Here is an 18,041-nt window from a genome sequence, read left to right as displayed (position 1 = left end):
CAACTTTTCTTCTGGTCATATTGAGCTAAATTTCTTCTTCAAACTACCTTTTAAAATGCTTTTATTAGTTTTTGTCATAATACGATCAAATACTCCTAATAACCTCTTAAGTAAGCTTGGGGTTAGCGAAGAGATAGGATTAACAGATACGTTGTTGTTTTTATCATCACCATTTGCTTTGTAGTCTATTGAAATAATCCCCCTACTCTTCCCACCAGTCAGAAGTTTTCCGATTATAGGGATTTTCAACAAAGATTTGTTAATTGAGTATGCCGGTATTACTTGTCCTTCAACCTGGAATTTATAACCCTTAATATCGAGCGTACCACTAGTGATAATGCCTAGTTCCGCTCCTTCAAGCCAAGATTCTTCAATTTCAACAGTGCCATCTTTATATGAAAAAGGTGCATTACACTTATAAAAATGTACACCTTCGTTCTTTATAGCATTTACAATACCAGGCAGTGAAGACATTGATAATAAAGTGGTAAGCAGTGGAGCATCTTTGATATAGAAATTGCTGATAGATAACATACCATAATGTTCTCCATTTTCTCTCTTAGAAGATAGATAAAGAGATAATTTGCCATTTTTAACTGATTTACCAATACCTAAAGAACGCAAAAGCATACCTGAATTATCCGCGTATATTTCAAGCCCTATTTCACTATGTTCTACTAGTATATTACTGTTATCTTCTAAAAACTGTCCTGTGAATTGACTTCCACTACAATCACCTTTAGCACAAGTTACATTTAGCTTAGCATCTTTTATGATAATTCCTTCTTTCATAATTATATTATCAACATTCATAGTAACTTCTATTTTGTTATTTAATCGATTACTATCTTTGCCAAGTAAACCTAACACATCACTTAAGTTGATTTTCTCACCGTGAATAATTATGACATTTTTCTCCTTACCTGATTCAATTTCTATACTAAAATTATTATCAGGTAATTTAAAGTTGCTAGAATTTAAATATAGATTTCCATTTTCTACTCTTCCGCTAAATTTTATGTCTAGATCATTTCCTACAACATCTAGTTTATCTATTAGTAACTTACCTGCTCCTTTTAGCCTTGTAGAAAATAAAACTTCATTGTGATCTTCAAAATGGTTTTTCCACCCTAAGTAGCTTGAACGCAACTCGAGCTCTGATAAATCTATATTACCATTAACATACCCTGTTTTGTCTTGATACATTACTGACTCTATATTTGCATTGATATAACCATCACCGAAATTAAGTATTTGAGCAGGTAAACCTCCAGTCAAACTCCAGGCAAAATTTTCATTTTTATTGCTACTTTTGAGGTCAAATAGCAGCTGTGTATTATTTACCATACCACTGCCATTTAAATCAATAAAATCTCTGCCGAAATCAAGCTTAATATCATACTTACCAAGACTTTCATTATATACGACCAAATTATCAATTTCAGAATAGAAATTTGCTGAGAAGTCCACTTTTTTACTATCACCATTTAGATTAAAAATACGAAAATTGAATATAGAATTTGCTATTCCACCTACTTTATCTCTTTCAAATTTTACCATATCATCCAGCTTAAATTTTATAGGCTCATATAACCCATAAGCATCACTTACAGCCTGACCATTAATGGTAAGAACAGAATCTTCTTTATTGAGAGAGTTCATTTCAATATGACCACTATTGATAGTAAAATTCTGAAACTTAGCTCTATTTACAATAATTTTGAGATTGTTATCCTTGAGAGTTAACTCACCGTTCAAGTTCTCTACTCGTTCAAAATCCTCATCAAATTGAACGCTGCCATTTTCTATATCAGCAACAATTACAATACCTGACAGATCATCATTTATTAAACTATCGATTTTACCGTTAAAACTTATAATTGTATTTATAATATTCCCATCAATATTATTACAATACCACTTTCTAAATTCATTGTTCACTAGACCATCTGGTACATAAGTACATAAATCTTTTGCAACAAGTTTACTAATATTAACTCTAAGCAAAGCATGATTTGTGCCAAAGTTCATTTTGCCAATCAAAGAAAGGTAAGTATCATTTAACTTAAAATGAAAGTTTTTTACGCTAATGATTTCATCACTATATGTCAAATTTACATTTACATTAGTCAAGGCTAAGTTTTTACCTGAGTGACTCTCTGTATTTAACACGTATATGTTTCCATCCATAACTTCATCCTTTCCATTAATTCTCATTGAGAAGTTCCCTTTGAACCCTATTTCTTTGTCCAAATTGTAACTTTTAACTAGTGTGGAAAACTCGTTAAATAGCCCCAACTTTAGGTTATAAAATGTTCCATACAAATTTAACAAATTATTGCGATTTTTTATCATAATAGATAAATCATCTAGAATCCCCTTTTTATCTTTTGTATGAACACGAATATCCAAAACATTAAAATTTTCCTCCTTTCCTACATATACTTTATCAATGAAGAATTCACCTTCCATATTTCTATTGATAGCAATGTTAGTAATTTCAATCCTTGAGTCTGCATTTAAGTAGAAAAAAATTTTTCTTATTGTCTTCAGCAGATTTTTTGTACTACTCATCTTATCTGTCATTACAGATGTTGTTATTCCTCTGGTCTCTTCCTTTTTGATATATATGTGTACATTACCAGCTAAAACCTGAGAGAACTTTTTGGAACTTAACTTAAAGTGTACGAAAAGCTCAGGAACTTCTATGGTAAAGTCAGGATTTGTTATTTTTAAATCTGTAATGAATAGCTTGCCATCTTTCTGCCAAATAACCGAGGTACTCTCCATGCTGACATCCGAATTGGTAAATATCTTTAATATTTTTTTCTTTATATAAAAATTAATATAACTAATATTGATTTCTAAAGGACCTTCCCCTTTAAAAGGGATAAAGAAGCAGAATATAAATAATAAAATTATAGAAAATGATAGAGCTATTTTTTTAAGCATCGATTATTGCTTTTCTTGCTAAGCTGTCGGCTTCTTCATTGTATTTATCACCATTATGCGCTTTCACCCACTTCCAGTTAATCTCATGTTGCAAAGCAACATCGTCTAATTCTTTCCATAATTCTATATTTTTTACTGACTTCTTATTACTTGTCTTCCAGCCGTTCATTTTCCACTTATTTATCCATTCTGTTATACCGTATTTAATATAGAGGCTATCCGTATACAAACTGATATTACAAGGAAATTTTAATACCTTCAGTCCATTGATCACTGCTGTTAACTCCATTTTATTATTTGTAGTATTTTCTTCTCCACCACAGATGTTCTTTCTATGATTTTGAAATAATATGATTGCTGCCCATCCTCCTGTCCCTGGGTTACCAGAGCATGCTCCATCTGTGTATATTGTCACTTCCTTTTTCTTCATCTTTAACTGTAGTGAATTAATAAAGTATATCGTTGCTTCTATAAAATCACAATTTTTATAGATATAGAGGCAATTTAAGCTGCACCTTTAAATTTTATTATGGAAATAAAAAAAAGTGCTACAACGAGCATTATTAGAAGAGAAAGTAAAAGATAGTTTTTATGTTCTTTCATGGTTAAAACAAATCAATAGAGCAGTAAATAACGCTGGCAAACAGAGAAAATAGATAAGAAATCGAATAAGAAAACATTTTTTTCTGCGAGCTATGACTCTTAAGCCTTATAACGGATGCAGCAAACCAAATAAAAACACACCCTTCAATAATTGCCATACTGAGGTAAAATAGAGCCTTTTTCAAAAATAGTGCTGGAAGTAAGCTAGTTAATACGAGTAACACGCTATAGATTAATATATATTTCCTCGTTTTTTCTGGACCATAAACGATATTGAACATTGGAATCGATGCTTTTGTATAATCTTCAGATCTATTTAAGGATAGAGCCCAAAAATGTGGTGGAGTCCACATAAAAATTATTAAAAATAGAATACAACTTTCCCAGCTTACAGAGTCAGTTACAACCGCCCAGCCAATCATTGGAGGAAAAGCACCTGCTGCACCACCAATAACAATATTCTGCGGAGTACGCCTTTTGAGCCAAATTGTATACACAAAAACATAAAATAATATGCTAATTGCAAGCAAAGCAGCAGAAACATGGTTCACTGCTATTGCCATGATAAATACTGACAATATTCCAAGAGTTATGCCAAATTCAAGCGCGCTTTCTGCAGAAACTCTACCTGAAGGTATAGGGCGGTTTTTTGTTCTCTCCATAAGCAAGTCTATATCTCTGTCATACCACATATTTATTGCACCTGCAGATCCTGAACCAAGAGCAATGCACATAAGAGATATTAGTGCAAGGAAAGGATGAATGCTACCTGGTGCAGCAACCATTCCAGCAATTGCAGTAAACACTACAAGGTACATTATCCTTGGCTTCAGCAAATGCCAAAAGTCCAATATTGTCGATTCAACGTTTAACAAAGCACTTATATACACTTTATTTTACCACTGGTGGCTTTTCGAAAGTATGAAAAGGTGGTGGTGAAGATACCGTCCACTCTAAGGTATCACCCCCCCAAGGATTATCTCCAGTTTTTTTGCCCCACTTAAAGAGATGTATAACTATAAATACAAAGAACATAACTGAAACAAAGGACATATATGAGCCAATTGAGGATATATAATTCCAAGGGATAAACGCGTCGGGATAATCAGGTATACGCCTTGGCATACCTGCTAATCCCAGGAAATGCTGGGGTAAGAAAGTGACATTGGTGCTAATAAAAGTGAGCCAAAAGTGTATCTTTCCTAAACACTCGTTATATTGCTTACCTGACATTTTGCCTATCCAATAATAAAAACCGGCGAAAGCTCCAAATAATGCAGCAAGCGACATGACATAGTGAAAGTGAGCAACGACATAATAGGTATCGTGCAAAAGCTTATCTATTCCACCGTGAGAAAGAATTATCCCTGTTATACCACCTCCAACAAACATGAAAATAAAACCTAATGCAAATAGCATTGGTGTCTTCAATTCAATCGCTCCACCCCACATAGTTGCAATCCAACTAAAGACTTTTACACCAGTTATAACACCAATGAAAATTGTGCTAGTGCTAAAAAATATAGCAGCATCCTCGCTAAGCCCAACAGTAAACATATGGTGAGCCCAAACCATAAAGCCAAACGTTGCTATTCCTATCATAGCATAAACCATTCCCATATAACCAAATACTGGCCTATGAGAAAAAGTTGACACAACCTGACTGATGATACCAAATGCAGGAAAAATAATTATGTAAACTTCTGGATGACCAAAAAACCAAAACAGATGTTGAAATAACACAGGATCACCACCACCAGCAGGATCAAAAAAGGAGGTACCTATATTACGATCAGTGAGCAGCATAGTTATAGCACCAGCAAGTACCGGTAAGGCAACAATTAACATAAATGATGTGAGTAAAATAGACCAAACAAATAGTGGTATCTTAGTGAGTGACATACCTTTTGCACGCATATTGAATATGGTAACTATAAAGTTGATCGCCCCAACAATTGATGACATACCAGCAATATGAAGTGCAAGTATAGCAAGATCAACTCCTGCACTTGGGTGGGACATAATTTGCGACAAAGGTGGGTATAAAGTCCATCCTGTTCCAGGACCTTCGCCAGCAAATACCGAGAGGATAAGCAAAATAAAAGATGAAACTAACAACCAAAAACTTAAATTATTCATACGAGGAAATGCCATATCTGGTGAACCAATCATGAGAGGTACGAACCAATTACCAAATCCTCCCATTAAGGCTGGCATTATCATAAAAAACACCATTATTACCGCATGCCCTGTAATCATTACGTTATATAGCTGGTAATTATTGTTAAGTATATTAATATGCATTAGCTGAGTACGAATAATTACCGATAATAATCCACCAATAATTCCAGCTAATATGGAAAAAATAATGTATAGTGTCCCTATATCTTTGTGATTAGTAGAAAACAGCCAACGTCTTATACCTTTTGGTGCATCACTCATATCTATACTCCAAACTTAACTTACTAATTTTTTATCTTCAATCCACTTATTAAAATCTTCTTTACTCACTGCTTCAACAACAATTGGCATAAATCCATGACCTTGACCACATAGTTCATAACATTGCCCATAATAAATACCGGGCTTCGTGACGTTAAACCATGCTTCATTCAGCCTACCTGGTATTGCATCAATTTTTATACCAAAAGCCGGTATTCCCCAGCTATGTATTACATCTCCTGCTGTCACTTGTAAACGAATATTAGTATTGATAGGTAAAATAACGTTATTATCAACAGAGAATAGTTTTAAATCTCTTTCGGTAAAGTCTTCTTTTCCTTTTATATAGCTGTCAAATGAAATACCTTGATATTCTGGGTACTGGTAACTCCAATACCATTGATGACCAATAACTTTTAGTGTTATGTCAGCTTTTGGCACTTTCTCCTGTAGTTTAATTAATTCAGCATTTTTAAAAGCCAATACCCCAACAATAATCGTTGGTATAACAAACCAGATAATTTCTACAAAGATATTATGAGTTATTTTACTAACATTTTTCACTTTGCCCTTACGAAAGCGAAATACTACATAAGCAAGCAGGGCCCATACAAAAAGCATAATTGCAATCATTACACTCATCACAAACGAATGTGACTTAACTATAACCTCCATTATCTCAGTTGCAGGCGCAGGAAATCCAAATTGCCAAGAAGTAGGAGCAGAAGCAATTGATATGTTTGAGTAAAACATTATCAATAATGCAAATAACTTCACCATATTTTTTGCTGTAAAACTAACTGTATAATAATATATATAAACTTACTATGCAAACAGAGATTATAGAATGTACACAAGTGTTTTGCTAAATATTGAATCAAAAGTAAATGATGATTAATGTTTTTTTAGCATTTAATAAATATAATAATACGATACTAACTTGAGGAAAAAGCATTTACATGAATCTATTTTAAGTTAAGTATTTACTTTAAGGAAATTCTATAATAAGTTTAATAGTGTCTGTTATTGCTAATAACCCTCTAGCCTCACACCTAAAAGCAGTAACAGACACTATTAAACTTTAGGTAAGTTTGTCTATTTATAATTCATTAAGGTAAAAATCTTACTAATTCCTTTAATTCTATTATACAGCTGAGTTTACTAATTAACCTTTAATGTTTACGTTAGCATTTGCATCTTAAATCAAAGATTTACATATTATAGAAAATAATTATAAAATAATACACTACTTGTGTGTAAATTTTTTTGCATATCAAACTCTGTAAACAAATTTTTTAGAAAAGCCAAATAAATTATCTCTCTATGAAAGATCTATCGAATGTTGCAATTATAGGTGTAAACAAGAACGATAAAAGAGTGCGGGATTGAGTAACTATATATACTTCTACTGGCATACCAAGATATAGGTATACGTTTTTAAATTGAGCAAGTTCTGATTTTGGTATCACCACTCGCACTGAATAATAACGCCCCATCCTTGGATCATCAAGAGCATCAGGGGAAATATGGTTTACTATACCGTTAATTAAACTTAAGCGACGTGCACTATAAGCGCTCAGCCTTACTTTAACTTTCAGCCCTTCTAGTCCGTCGATAGAGACTATATTGCTATCTTTCTTTTTTGCTGACAGTATCTCTTCTATGTTTCTGGTTAGAACTTTAGCATCTATTATTAGATCATCATCTGATGGTACTATACTCATGATTGGAACTCCAGATTGTATAACACCACCTTCAGTGTGGTATCTTATATCTGTAACTATACCATCTTGAGGTGATTTAATTATTGTACGTGCTAACGAATCTTCAGCAACCATCAGCCTCTCTTTTAAGTCTGCAATAGATGTATTAACTTCCTTAAGCTCAGCATTTGCTCTTTCTTGAGCATCATTCTTCACATTTATAATCTCTAACTCATTTTCTCCAATCTTTTGCTGTACTTGAGATATTGCAGAACGGTAATGTCCAACTCTACCCTCAATTTCAGCAAACTGTTTTTCTAAAGCTAAAATGTGTGGTTTGCTTATATGGCCACTATCAAGTAATTGTCTTTTTGTTTCTAACTCCTCAGTTATCAAGTCATATTGCTTATGGGCTGCATTTAGTTGAAAATTTAGCCCTGCTAATTCATCATTTAACTGCTTTATACGTTGTTGCAGTATGTCAGTTTTTCCTAATATACTCTTTCTCTGAGAGTTGAACAACTTTACCTGATTCTTTATCGCTTTATTTACAGGTTCATCGTTAGATAATCTTTTAACCTCATCAGAAAATTCTAGCGTATCTAAGTCTCCCCTAATTGCAATAAGTCTTGCTTCAGTTGCCAAAAGTGATAAGAGTTTTGCTTTAATTATACTCAAATTTGCCTTTTCGTTAACATCACTTAATAAAACTAAAGGCTCATCTTTTTTAACTGCTTGACCTTCTTTTACTAAAATTTTGCTTATTATTCCCCCACCCAAGTGTTGCACTATTTTTCTATTTGAAGAGACAATAACTTCTCCACTTGCATGCACTGCTCCGTCAATTGGAGCTATAGCTGACCAAATACCACCTATTCCAAAAAAGATGAATATCACCACTAAACCAAAAAATAGTGGTCCCCATGTGACTTTTAGGACTTCATTTACGTTATTACTCTCACGTTTAAAAATAAAATTTATCATCGCATCAATCCATGCGAACGTCTTATCCAAAAATTGATATTTCTTCTTTCTATTTCCTGCCCTTTGCATATCTATATCATCACTACCAATCAGGCCTGTCAAAGAAAGTCCAGCACTAAGCTTTTTTAACTTACTCATTATAATACTACTGCGAATTCTTGTTAACCAGGATAACACACAAAAACAAAGAATCTATACCTTAAGTACTTTACTTAGACTACGGAACATCAGAATAAACTATTTAGTAACAATTCTTATACTCCATTCAATGGTTCAGCATTAGGCTAGAAAATCAAAAAGGTTTTACAATAACCATAATAACTATAATTATTATTAACACTGTTACTGCTTCGTTTAAAACACGAAAATAAACGTGAGTTTTCTTATTCAAGCCCACTGCAAAATTTTTCCTATGCTTTGCAAGTAGGACATGAATAGCAAACATTAAGAATAATGCTAGCGCTTTTACATGAAACCACCCTTCGCGATATGCTTCCCTAATAATCATTAGCATAATTCCAAAACTAAGGGAGAAAAGCATTGCAGGGTTTATGATATATCTAAGGAGTCTCTTCTCCATTATTTGAAGTAAGCTGTCATTTTCTGACCCTGGTTTTACAGATGCATGGTAAACATAAAGCCTTGGTAAATAGAGCATACCTGCCACCCACATAATTACAGAGATAACGTGAAAAGCTTCAAGCCAGTGATAGTAATCCAGATAGATAGTATTATAAAATGTTAAAAATTTCTGGTATGATCTCAATTTAATAAAAGAAAGTCAATATGAAAGCAGAAAATTTCACTAAAGAACAGGTGATTGGATTCTACAGAAAAATGCTTCTCATACGCAGATTTGAGGAAAAAGCAGGACAATTATACGGAATGGGATTAATAGGCGGATTCTGTCACTTATCAATAGGGCAAGAAGCAGTTGCAGTTGGGACTCAAGCTGCATCAAAATCTGGTGATGCTTTTATCACAAGCTATAGAGACCATGGCTTAATGCTTGCATGTAACTCTGATCCGAATGTTGTGATGGCAGAACTAACCGGCAAAGAAACAGGGTGTTCAAAAGGCAAAGGTGGCTCCATGCACATATTTGATGTTGAAAAAAATTTCTTTGGTGGACATGGAATAGTAGGTGCACAAGTCCCAATTGGCACAGGAATAGCATTTGCTAATAAATACAAGAAAAAAGATAACGTTGTATTCACATATTTTGGTGACGGTGCTGCAAATCAAGGACAAGTATATGAATCATTTAATATGGCATCTTTGTGGAAGTTACCTGTGGTTTATATCATAGAAAATAACGAATACGCAATGGGAACTTCTGTACAAAGATCAACTTTAGTAACTGAACTATATAAAAGAGGAGAGAGTTTTGGTATTCCTGGAAAACAAGTTGATGGAATGGATTTTTTCTCTGTCTATGAGTTAACAAGTGAAATAGCTGAGCATGTACGTGGGGGAAAAGGACCTCTCTTGCTTGAAATGAAGACATATCGATATCGTGGCCATTCAATGTCAGATCCTGCTACTTATCGCTCAAAAGAAGAAGTTGAAGATATGAAGCAAAATCATGATCCTATAAGCACCCTAAAGCAGTATATAACAGACAATAAAATCGCTTCTGATGAAGAATGCAAAGCTATTGATAAGGAAATACGAGATTTAGTAAAAAAGTCAGAAGATTTTGCTAAAAATAGTAAAGAGCCAGGCATTGATGAACTATATACTGATGTTTATAAATTTGTTAGCTAATCAGTTGCCATCAAAATTATGTTTTGGCCTACTATAGATATTTTTTGGCAGCACTTAACTTTATTATATAACAGCCTAGTCAATAGAAACTGTAGTAACTCTTATATTATTGATATACAACGCTCTTGGATCATAGGTTAAATGAGTTTTATTTGACTTTTTGTGCTAGTTTGCAGAATATAAAGTTATTAATTGAATAAAATACATGACAAAAGAAAACTGGGAGACAGTAATTGGACTTGAGGTACACGCTCAGGTTTCTTCTAAGACAAAGCTATTTTCTAGTTCACTAACGGAATTTGGCACTGAGCACAATACTCAAGTTTCTCTAGTTGATGCAGCAATGCCAGGTACATTGCCAATATTAAATTATTTCTGCATAGAGCAAGGAATATGTACCGGTCTTGCACTTTCTGCAGAAATTAATAAATGCTCTTACTTTGATCGTAAAAATTATTTTTATCCCGATTTACCACAAGGTTACCAAATAACCCAGTTCTTTGAGCCAATAGTTAAAAATGGTAAAGTGTTTATCAATAATAATGAAAAAGAAATAAGAATCGCAAGAATTCACTTAGAGCAAGATGCAGGAAAGAGTATTCATGAAGAAAGCAAAACTTACGTAGATTTAAATCGTGCAGGTGTTGCTTTAATGGAAATTGTTTCAGAGCCAGATCTTCGTTCATCTGCAGAAGCTGCAGAATTCATGAAAAAATTGAGGCAGATTTTGCGTTACATCGGTTCATGTGATGGTGATATGGAAAAGGGGTCACTTCGCTGTGATGCAAATGTTTCTGTTCGCCCAAAGGGTAGTAGCACATTTGGCACTCGTTGTGAAATAAAAAACTTAAATTCAATACGTTATATTGTACAAGCTATAGATTATGAAGCACAAAGGCAGATCAAAATTTTGGAAAGCGGAGGAGAAATAAGTCAAGATACCTTATTGTTTGATGTCACTTTAGGAAAAACAAAAGTGATGAGAAGCAAAGAAGATTCAAGTGACTATAGATATTTCCCTGAACCTGATTTGCTACCTGTTAAAATAAGCCAAGACAAAATTGATTCTATTAAATCATCTTTACCCGAGTTGCCAGATCAAAAAAAACTTCGATACATAGAGGAATTAGGTATCAATGAATATGATGCAGACGTTATCACTTCTGATAAAGAAATTGCCGATTATTTTGAAAAATTAGCAAAAAAGCATGATTCAAAGATTGCAGTTACCTGGTTAACCGTCGAGCTTTTCGGTCGTTTAAATAAAACAAATATTGATATTGTTAGCTCTCCAATTAAAGCAGATGCTTTATCCGAACTCCTCGACTTTATCGTCGATGGAACGATCTCTGCTAAACTTGGTAAACAAGTTTTTGATATTATGTTTGAAACTGGAAAGCCTGCATCCCTTATTATAGAAGAGCAGAATCTCAAGCAAATAACTGACACATGTCAAATCTCAGAGATAATAGATAAAATCATCAATGACAACCAAGATAAAGTTCAAGAATATAAGGGTGGTAAAACAAGATTGTATGGGTTCTTTGTTGGTGAAGTCATGAAATCCACCAAAGGAAAAGCCAGCCCTGATGTCGTAAACTTGGTTTTGAGTGAAAAATTAAAATTGAGTGCCTAGGTGTACGGTCCCAGATCTTTTGCTATTTGCTTGACTTGTTTCTTTACATAGCTTCTAATTTAAATTCTGCTATCTATTCTCTTTCATTCATAACCTTTTGCAAAACGTTTTTGCTTTCTTCTCTGCTGGTCACTATTGCTTATATAAAGCAAGTACAGTACTGAATGATGTTGCAAGCACTCAGTTCGGCAATATTATCGATTTAAGACGAAGTTAAGATTTCGATTTTTTATTCAAACTCTTCTGAAAGTTTTTATACATATTGAAGACATCTTGATAATTTAGGTGAGTGTAAACTTGAGTAGTTTCAAGGCTTGAGTGGCCAAGCAGCTGTTGTATTGATCTTATGTCAATATCTTCCTGAAGCAAATGAGTAGCAAAACTATGGCGAAATGCATGTGGAGATAAAATTTCTGGTAAGTTTAAAAATCTTCTTATTTTTTGCAAACGATTAGCAACATAAGTTCTTCCCAATTTTTTTCCTCTTACCCCCACAAAAAGATGTCCCGCTTCGTCAAAGTGGGGACAAGCTTTTATATATTTTTGTATACACTTTTTTACTACTGGAAGAATAAATACCTGCCTTTGTTTATCTCCCTTACCTGTTACTATTAAACTTTCATTGCTAATATCACTAACCTTAAGATTCAGTGCTTCAGTGATTCTTAAGCCCGTACCATATAGCAGAACGACAATTGCAATTTCTCTTTTTACCACCCAAGGCTCGCCTAGATCAGGCAATTTCATTTCTTTCAATAGAGTTTCTATGTTAGATATTGAAAGTGCTTTAGGTAGAGTTCTTCTCTGAATTGGCCTTGATAAAGAAAATACCGCTTCATTATTTATTTCATAATTGTTTTTTATATATTTGAAAAAATTTCTGATTACTGACAATGCGCGAGTGTTAGATCTTGCATTTACACCTCTTGCATAACGAGAGGTAAACCAACTTCTCAGTTCAGGTATGCTTAATTTTTCTAAAGAGCCAACATTTACTTCTTCACCAATGTGAGTATTTAGGAAACTTATAAGATCTTTGAGGTCCCTCATGTATGACTCCAAAGTGTTTGGTGAGTAAGACCTGTTGTACTTTAGCCAATCATATCATTTTTCAATGATTGAACCGAGGTCCACAGTTACTTTTTAAAGAAAGCATCGATGCACGCATCCCTAAAGGCTTCATTTATATCAGGATGAGAGTGACAAATTCTGTATATATCCTCTGCTGCTGCACCATATGCCATTGCAACCGCTGCTTCATTGATTAGCGTATCAGCGTATGCTCCTATGATATGTACACCGAGTATTGTATCTGCTTTGCTACAAGTCAGAACTTTCACGAATCCCTCAGCATCGTCAGTGACTTTTGCTCTACCGTTTGCAGCAAATTGACATTTACCAACTTTATACTTTCGACCAGCACTTTTTAGTTCTTCTTCAGTTTTACCGATTGAAGAAACTGCAGGGTGGGTGTAAATGACTGACGGTATGATTTCATAATCAACGTGAGGCAATTGCCTTGCTAGTATCTCTGCAACTGCCACCCCTTCTTCCTCAGCTTTGTGAGCAAGCATTGCTCCACCAATCACATCACCAATAGCAAATATTCCTTTCACATTAGTTTCATATCTGTTGTTAACTTGAACGAAACCGCGATTATCTTTTTCCATTTTTTCATCAATACCAAGACCATCAGTACATGGTTTGCGTCCTGCTGCCACCAATACCTTATCCGCCTCTATAGTGTTTGTTTGATTATCTTTTACAGAGCAAACTTTCACACTCAAAGAGTTACTACTTTGTTTTATTCCCTCAACTTTAGTGCTAAGTAAAAATTTTATTCCTTGTTTTTGTAGACTAGAAAGTAGAGACTTACTTAATTCTCCATCCATTGCTGCAGCGATTCTGTCAAAAAATTCTACTACAGTGACTTCAGACCCTAGCCTCCTCCATACAGAAGACATTTCAAGCCCTATTGCTCCGGCTCCGATTACGACAAGTTTTTTTGGTACTTCAGTTAAAGACAATGCACCAGTTGATGAAATAATACTTTTCTCATCGATATTAATTCCTGGCAAAGAAATAACGTCAGAACCGGTTGCAATTACTATATTTTTTGTCTTCAGCACCTTACCTTCAACTGAAACTTCAAGATTGCCTTGATCAAAAGAAGTAATTTTTCCAAGTCCATTGATCTTAGTAATTTTGTAAAGGTTAAACAGATATTCTATGCCTTTTCCAAGTTCCTGAACTCTAGCGTCTTTATAGCCTATCATTTCTCTCAAATCGAGACTTACATCCTTAACTTTTATGCCAAGTTTTGATAGATTATTTTTCGCGCTAGCATACTGATAAGAGGAATGGAGTAATGCTTTTGATGGTATACACCCAACTCGCAAACACGTGCCACCAAAAATGCTATTTTTGTCTATACAAGCAACTTTGAGTCCAAGTTTTGCAGCAGCAATAGCGCATTTGTAACCACCTGGACCACCACCTATAATAATCAAATCATAATCAGTCATAAAAAACAAACCTATTTTCTAAAGAATAAACACCATTTCCTTCAGTCGTTATATACATCTTACCATGGGTAAATACTGGAGGATGAAACACATTACCGGGTATTTTAATTACCCTTCCTGTACTTTCAGATCCAGGAAAAGCAAATATTGAACCTTTATTACTTGTTACCCAAAGCGTATGGGCATACATAATTGGAACAAACAATTGCACATTCTCTATAAAATCAGATGTCCAAACTGTTTTTCCACTTTGTATGTCGATGCCAATTACCTTATTATCTTTAGTCACCATGAAAATTCTTCCGCCTTCTTTTTGTTTCTCTGCAGGAATAAGAGGGCTATAATATGACTCAATGTTTGATATACTTTTTACTTGTAGTGGCCTTGACCATAAAATATTTCCTGAGTTTACGTCAATGCTATAAATATAAGAGTTGCTCGTAGCTATTAAGATATTATCGTGTACTCTAGGTGTAGTAGTTACATCTGTAAGCTGTGTGTCTAAAAGATTTGTAGCTAATTTTTGGCTCCATAGTTTTTTACCTTCTTCATTAAAAGCTATTAACTCGCCATTTGAAAATGGTGCCATTATTTTATCATTAGAGACTGCTGGTGAGATGGAATATAAACCTCGAACCTCATTTATACCATTTTGATAAGCCCAAATGGGGCTGCCATCTTTTATATCAAATACATGTAGATAGTTATCAATAGTCAATACTACCAACTTATTGTTTATTACTATTGCTTTCCCTCTTGCCGGAGCTCTTAATTCTTTTTCCCATTGAATCTCCCCTGTTTTCGCATCTATTGTGTGTAGAATGTTATCCACTACAAAGAAAACATTTTCTTTGTAGCTCGATAAACTCATATTACCAATTTTTTTCCTACTTGAGAGGTATAATTTCCAATTTATAACTCTTGGGTTATCGATATCAAAGGAATATAAGGTACCGTGCTTGTCTGGTAAAATAACGCTATTTTCTGTAAGTATTGGAGCTACATATCCTTGAGATAATTTTTTATCTACTAAACTTATTCGTTCGCTTGCCATTGTATAGTTACTATACAATAACATTATCATGACAATTATTATTTTCATTATTTAGTGAAAACAAGATCCATTAATATACATACTAGAAACGTAAATCACAACGAAAATGTTCTTAATTGTGGATTAAAAGCATTAACGTAATGTCATGCCATTATGTAAAGATTCTCTTACTGTAATAATTTTTATCAAGTATTGGTTAAAACACATTTCGATAGCCCAGACTAACGCTGTCAGTAATATTACCATAATATGAAATGGAAATGGATGCAGCATTTTCACGATGAAAGATATTGTTGTAATGTCATTCATTTAAACTATGCATATCAATTTGAAAAATGTACATTGTCTTATGCTATAGTACCTAAAAGTAAATGCTCAACATACAAAATAACGCTTCACTTTGCAGGCAATGGATATTCTTGGCAGTACTTGCTCTTGCTTGTTCTGGACTGCTGTCAATAATTGTTATTTTTCTACGATTGCCTTTTATTTCTTCTCTCATTCCTTCTGCACAATATATCTTTGATAATGCACTGGTGATACACGTAAATTTGTCAATTTTGGTATGGATGTGCTCTATAATATCTCTGCTCTTCATCATAAACTTAAAACACACCAATCATTGGTTTAACTTCTCATGGATTCTTTCAATCCTTTCCATGCTGCTAATGTTTATATCTGCATTTGTTCCAAATACTGAAGTTATCAAAAGTAACTATATACCTGTATTACAAAACAAATTATTTTTACTTGGACTCAGTCTTTTCATTACCAGCATATTGATAAATACAGCTCTAGCCTACATATCAAATAAACAAGACTCATATCTTTCAATCGGACAAATTGGCCTGGTCATTATACTTGTGTCATCATTTCTTTGTGTTGTTTTAGCACATAAAAATATGCCTCCAGGTCTATATCACTCAGACAAGAATTTATTTTATGAATATCTCTTTTGGGGAGGCGGACATTTACTGCAGTTTGCCTTTGCTCAAGCAATGTTTTTAGTTTATTTGATCATACTGAATGCTCGCTATATTAGTCTAAATAAAATTACCATTTTACCACTATTTATAAACACAGTTTTGACCGTAGGTGCGCCGTTTATATACTTTATTTATTCGGCGGATAGTGCTGAATTGATACAGTTTTTTACCTGGCATATGAGAATTGCTGGAGCAGTTCTGCCGTGCTTTTTAACAATATTAGTGTATTGCAACACAAAAACTCTGCTCAATGATAAGGGCAATTATCTTCTCCACTCGTTTGTATTGTTCATTTATGGAGGTGTGCTTGGAGTGCTAACTATTGAAGGAAATGTCACTATCCCTGCGCATTATCACGGTTCTGTGGTTGGTATTACTATAGCTTTTATGAATTTTGTCTACTGGCTGTTACCAAAATTGGGCTGTAAAGAAATAAAAAGCTCCATAGTAAGATTACAGATTTATGCATATAGCTTGGGACATTTTCTCCACATTACTGGACTTGTTTGGCTTGGTGGATATGGTGCCTTAAGAAAAGTTGCAGATCTGCCAAGTATTTCATCAATGTTGGCACGTGCTTGTTTTATTACGGGTGGAGCTATATCAGTTATTGGTGGAATGTTATTCGTAATAATTGTGATTTTACATCTTCTTAAAGGCAAGGCTCGTACCAACTAACCCACAGAAACAAAACTAAAAATTTTAGTGTAAAATTACTATATTTACTTTGTACTATGGCTCAAACAACCTGCTTCAAATTTGGAAAGGCAATGAAATGAAAAAAACTATATCAAGCTAGACTGAATTCTTATTTGCTACTCCTTGTGGTTCTTGTGTTCCATTTACTTGAGAGCTAGGTTTCATTATTAAACCACCAGCTAAGAATGCAGATACTGTTGCTATAACAACGATTAACCACATGTCCAATTTAGTTGTATGTTCAAGTGTAATATACACTACTAACCCAACAGCAAGACCAGTACTAGCAGTAGCGATGTATGTTGCTTTTTCTTTTAGTTGTTTATTTGCTTCATTTTTGGTTTCTAATATTTTCTTTTCTTGCTGTAACTGCTGGATTTGAGTATTTATTTTTTGTTTCAGTTCATTCGATACTTCACTTTTTAGTTCATTTTTTATTTTATTTTTTAATTTAGATATTGCCTTTTCTGGGCTTTTTTTAACTTCTAGTTCCAACACGTCCTCAAGCAATTCTGCTAGTTTTATTTTTTCGTTAGAGGGCAGATAGTATGGATCATATAGAGCATTAACAAGATCTTGTAAATCAGAAAATTTAAAATCAGGCATAATAAACCTCAATACTAAAAATTTATCGTGTAATACATAAAAAACTAAAATCAAGAAATTTTGTATTATAAACTAAAATGTCAG

Annotated in this window: 14 protein-coding genes and 1 pseudogene; 3 read left to right on the top strand and 12 right to left on the bottom strand. The window is 33.8% G+C overall.

Going from position 1 to position 18,041, the window contains the following annotated elements:
- Positions 1 to 15: 15 nt before the first annotated feature.
- The 7 genes from OM967_RS01955 to hemJ form a co-directional block, all read right to left on the bottom strand.
- Positions 16 to 2,952, bottom strand: coding sequence for a DUF3971 domain-containing protein (locus OM967_RS01955; RefSeq protein ID WP_264337495.1), 2,937 nt, complete (start codon positions 2,950 to 2,952; stop codon positions 16 to 18).
- Entirely contained in the window at positions 2,945 to 3,382 is a 438-nt protein-coding gene (rnhA, locus tag OM967_RS01950) for a ribonuclease HI (protein ID WP_211908228.1), read from the bottom strand. Before rnhA ends, OM967_RS01955 begins: the two co-directional genes overlap by 8 nt.
- Before the next feature lie 175 nt (positions 3,383 to 3,557).
- On the bottom strand, positions 3,558 to 4,445 hold the full coding sequence (locus OM967_RS01945; protein WP_211908226.1) for a heme o synthase: 888 nt from the start codon (positions 4,443 to 4,445) through the stop codon (positions 3,558 to 3,560).
- Between the two features lies 1 nt (position 4,446).
- Positions 4,447 to 5,997 (bottom strand): cytochrome c oxidase subunit I, encoded by a 1,551-nt coding sequence (gene ctaD / locus OM967_RS01940; RefSeq protein ID WP_211908224.1) that lies wholly within the window; start codon positions 5,995 to 5,997, stop codon positions 4,447 to 4,449.
- A 15-nt stretch (positions 5,998 to 6,012) separates the two neighbouring features.
- Positions 6,013 to 6,777 carry a cytochrome c oxidase subunit II gene (gene coxB, locus OM967_RS01935; protein ID WP_211908222.1) on the bottom strand — a complete coding sequence of 255 codons (765 nt, stop codon included), beginning with the start codon at positions 6,775 to 6,777 and terminating at the stop codon, positions 6,013 to 6,015.
- 533 nt (positions 6,778 to 7,310) lie between these two features.
- Positions 7,311 to 8,822 (bottom strand): HlyD family type I secretion periplasmic adaptor subunit, encoded by a 1,512-nt coding sequence (locus OM967_RS01930; RefSeq protein ID WP_264337493.1) that lies wholly within the window; start codon positions 8,820 to 8,822, stop codon positions 7,311 to 7,313.
- Between the two features lie 154 nt (positions 8,823 to 8,976).
- Positions 8,977 to 9,405: a protoporphyrinogen oxidase HemJ gene (gene hemJ / locus OM967_RS01925; RefSeq protein ID WP_012481732.1), complete on the bottom strand. Its 429-nt coding sequence runs from the start codon at positions 9,403 to 9,405 to the stop codon at positions 8,977 to 8,979.
- 65 nt (positions 9,406 to 9,470) lie between these two features.
- On the opposite strand from hemJ, the gene pdhA reads away from it, so the two are divergent.
- Positions 9,471 to 10,451 carry a pyruvate dehydrogenase (acetyl-transferring) E1 component subunit alpha gene (pdhA, locus tag OM967_RS01920; protein WP_010401363.1) on the top strand — a complete coding sequence of 327 codons (981 nt, stop codon included), beginning with the start codon at positions 9,471 to 9,473 and terminating at the stop codon, positions 10,449 to 10,451.
- A gap of 205 nt (positions 10,452 to 10,656) precedes the next feature.
- The gene (gene gatB, locus OM967_RS01915) at positions 10,657 to 12,087 is read left to right on the top strand and encodes an Asp-tRNA(Asn)/Glu-tRNA(Gln) amidotransferase subunit GatB (protein WP_264337492.1); all 1,431 of its coding nucleotides are present in this window, start codon (positions 10,657 to 10,659) and stop codon (positions 12,085 to 12,087) included.
- 213 nt (positions 12,088 to 12,300) lie between these two features.
- Here gatB and OM967_RS08055 read toward each other — a convergent pair.
- From OM967_RS08055 to OM967_RS01890, 4 genes and pseudogenes are all read right to left on the bottom strand, one after another.
- Positions 12,301 to 13,221 (bottom strand): annotated as a pseudogene (locus tag OM967_RS08055) (tyrosine-type recombinase/integrase).
- A gap of 2 nt (positions 13,222 to 13,223) precedes the next feature.
- Positions 13,224 to 14,612, bottom strand: coding sequence for a dihydrolipoyl dehydrogenase (gene lpdA / locus OM967_RS01900; RefSeq protein WP_264337491.1), 1,389 nt, complete (start codon positions 14,610 to 14,612; stop codon positions 13,224 to 13,226).
- Positions 14,605 to 15,714, bottom strand: coding sequence for an outer membrane protein assembly factor BamB family protein (locus OM967_RS01895; protein WP_250120418.1), 1,110 nt, complete (start codon positions 15,712 to 15,714; stop codon positions 14,605 to 14,607). The genes lpdA and OM967_RS01895 overlap by 8 nt, the downstream gene beginning before the upstream one ends.
- A gap of 84 nt (positions 15,715 to 15,798) precedes the next feature.
- On the bottom strand, positions 15,799 to 15,975 hold the full coding sequence (locus OM967_RS01890; RefSeq protein ID WP_211908210.1) for a hypothetical protein: 177 nt from the start codon (positions 15,973 to 15,975) through the stop codon (positions 15,799 to 15,801).
- 62 nt (positions 15,976 to 16,037) lie between these two features.
- Between OM967_RS01890 and OM967_RS01880 the strand changes: the two genes are divergently transcribed.
- Entirely contained in the window at positions 16,038 to 17,330 is a 1,293-nt protein-coding gene (locus tag OM967_RS01880) for a cbb3-type cytochrome c oxidase subunit I (RefSeq protein ID WP_211908208.1), read from the top strand.
- Between the two features lie 117 nt (positions 17,331 to 17,447).
- On the opposite strand, the gene OM967_RS01875 is transcribed toward OM967_RS01880, so the two are convergent.
- Positions 17,448 to 17,957 (bottom strand): hypothetical protein, encoded by a 510-nt coding sequence (locus tag OM967_RS01875; RefSeq protein ID WP_246433196.1) that lies wholly within the window; start codon positions 17,955 to 17,957, stop codon positions 17,448 to 17,450.
- Positions 17,958 to 18,041: the final 84 nt, after the last annotated feature.

This window comes from Wolbachia endosymbiont (group B) of Dolichovespula media (genome assembly GCF_947179505.1).
In the GTDB taxonomy this organism is placed as follows: Bacteria; Pseudomonadota; Alphaproteobacteria; order Rickettsiales; family Anaplasmataceae; genus Wolbachia.
Note: the sequence above shows the minus strand (reverse complement) of the source record. Positions and strands in the feature narration are given on the sequence as shown.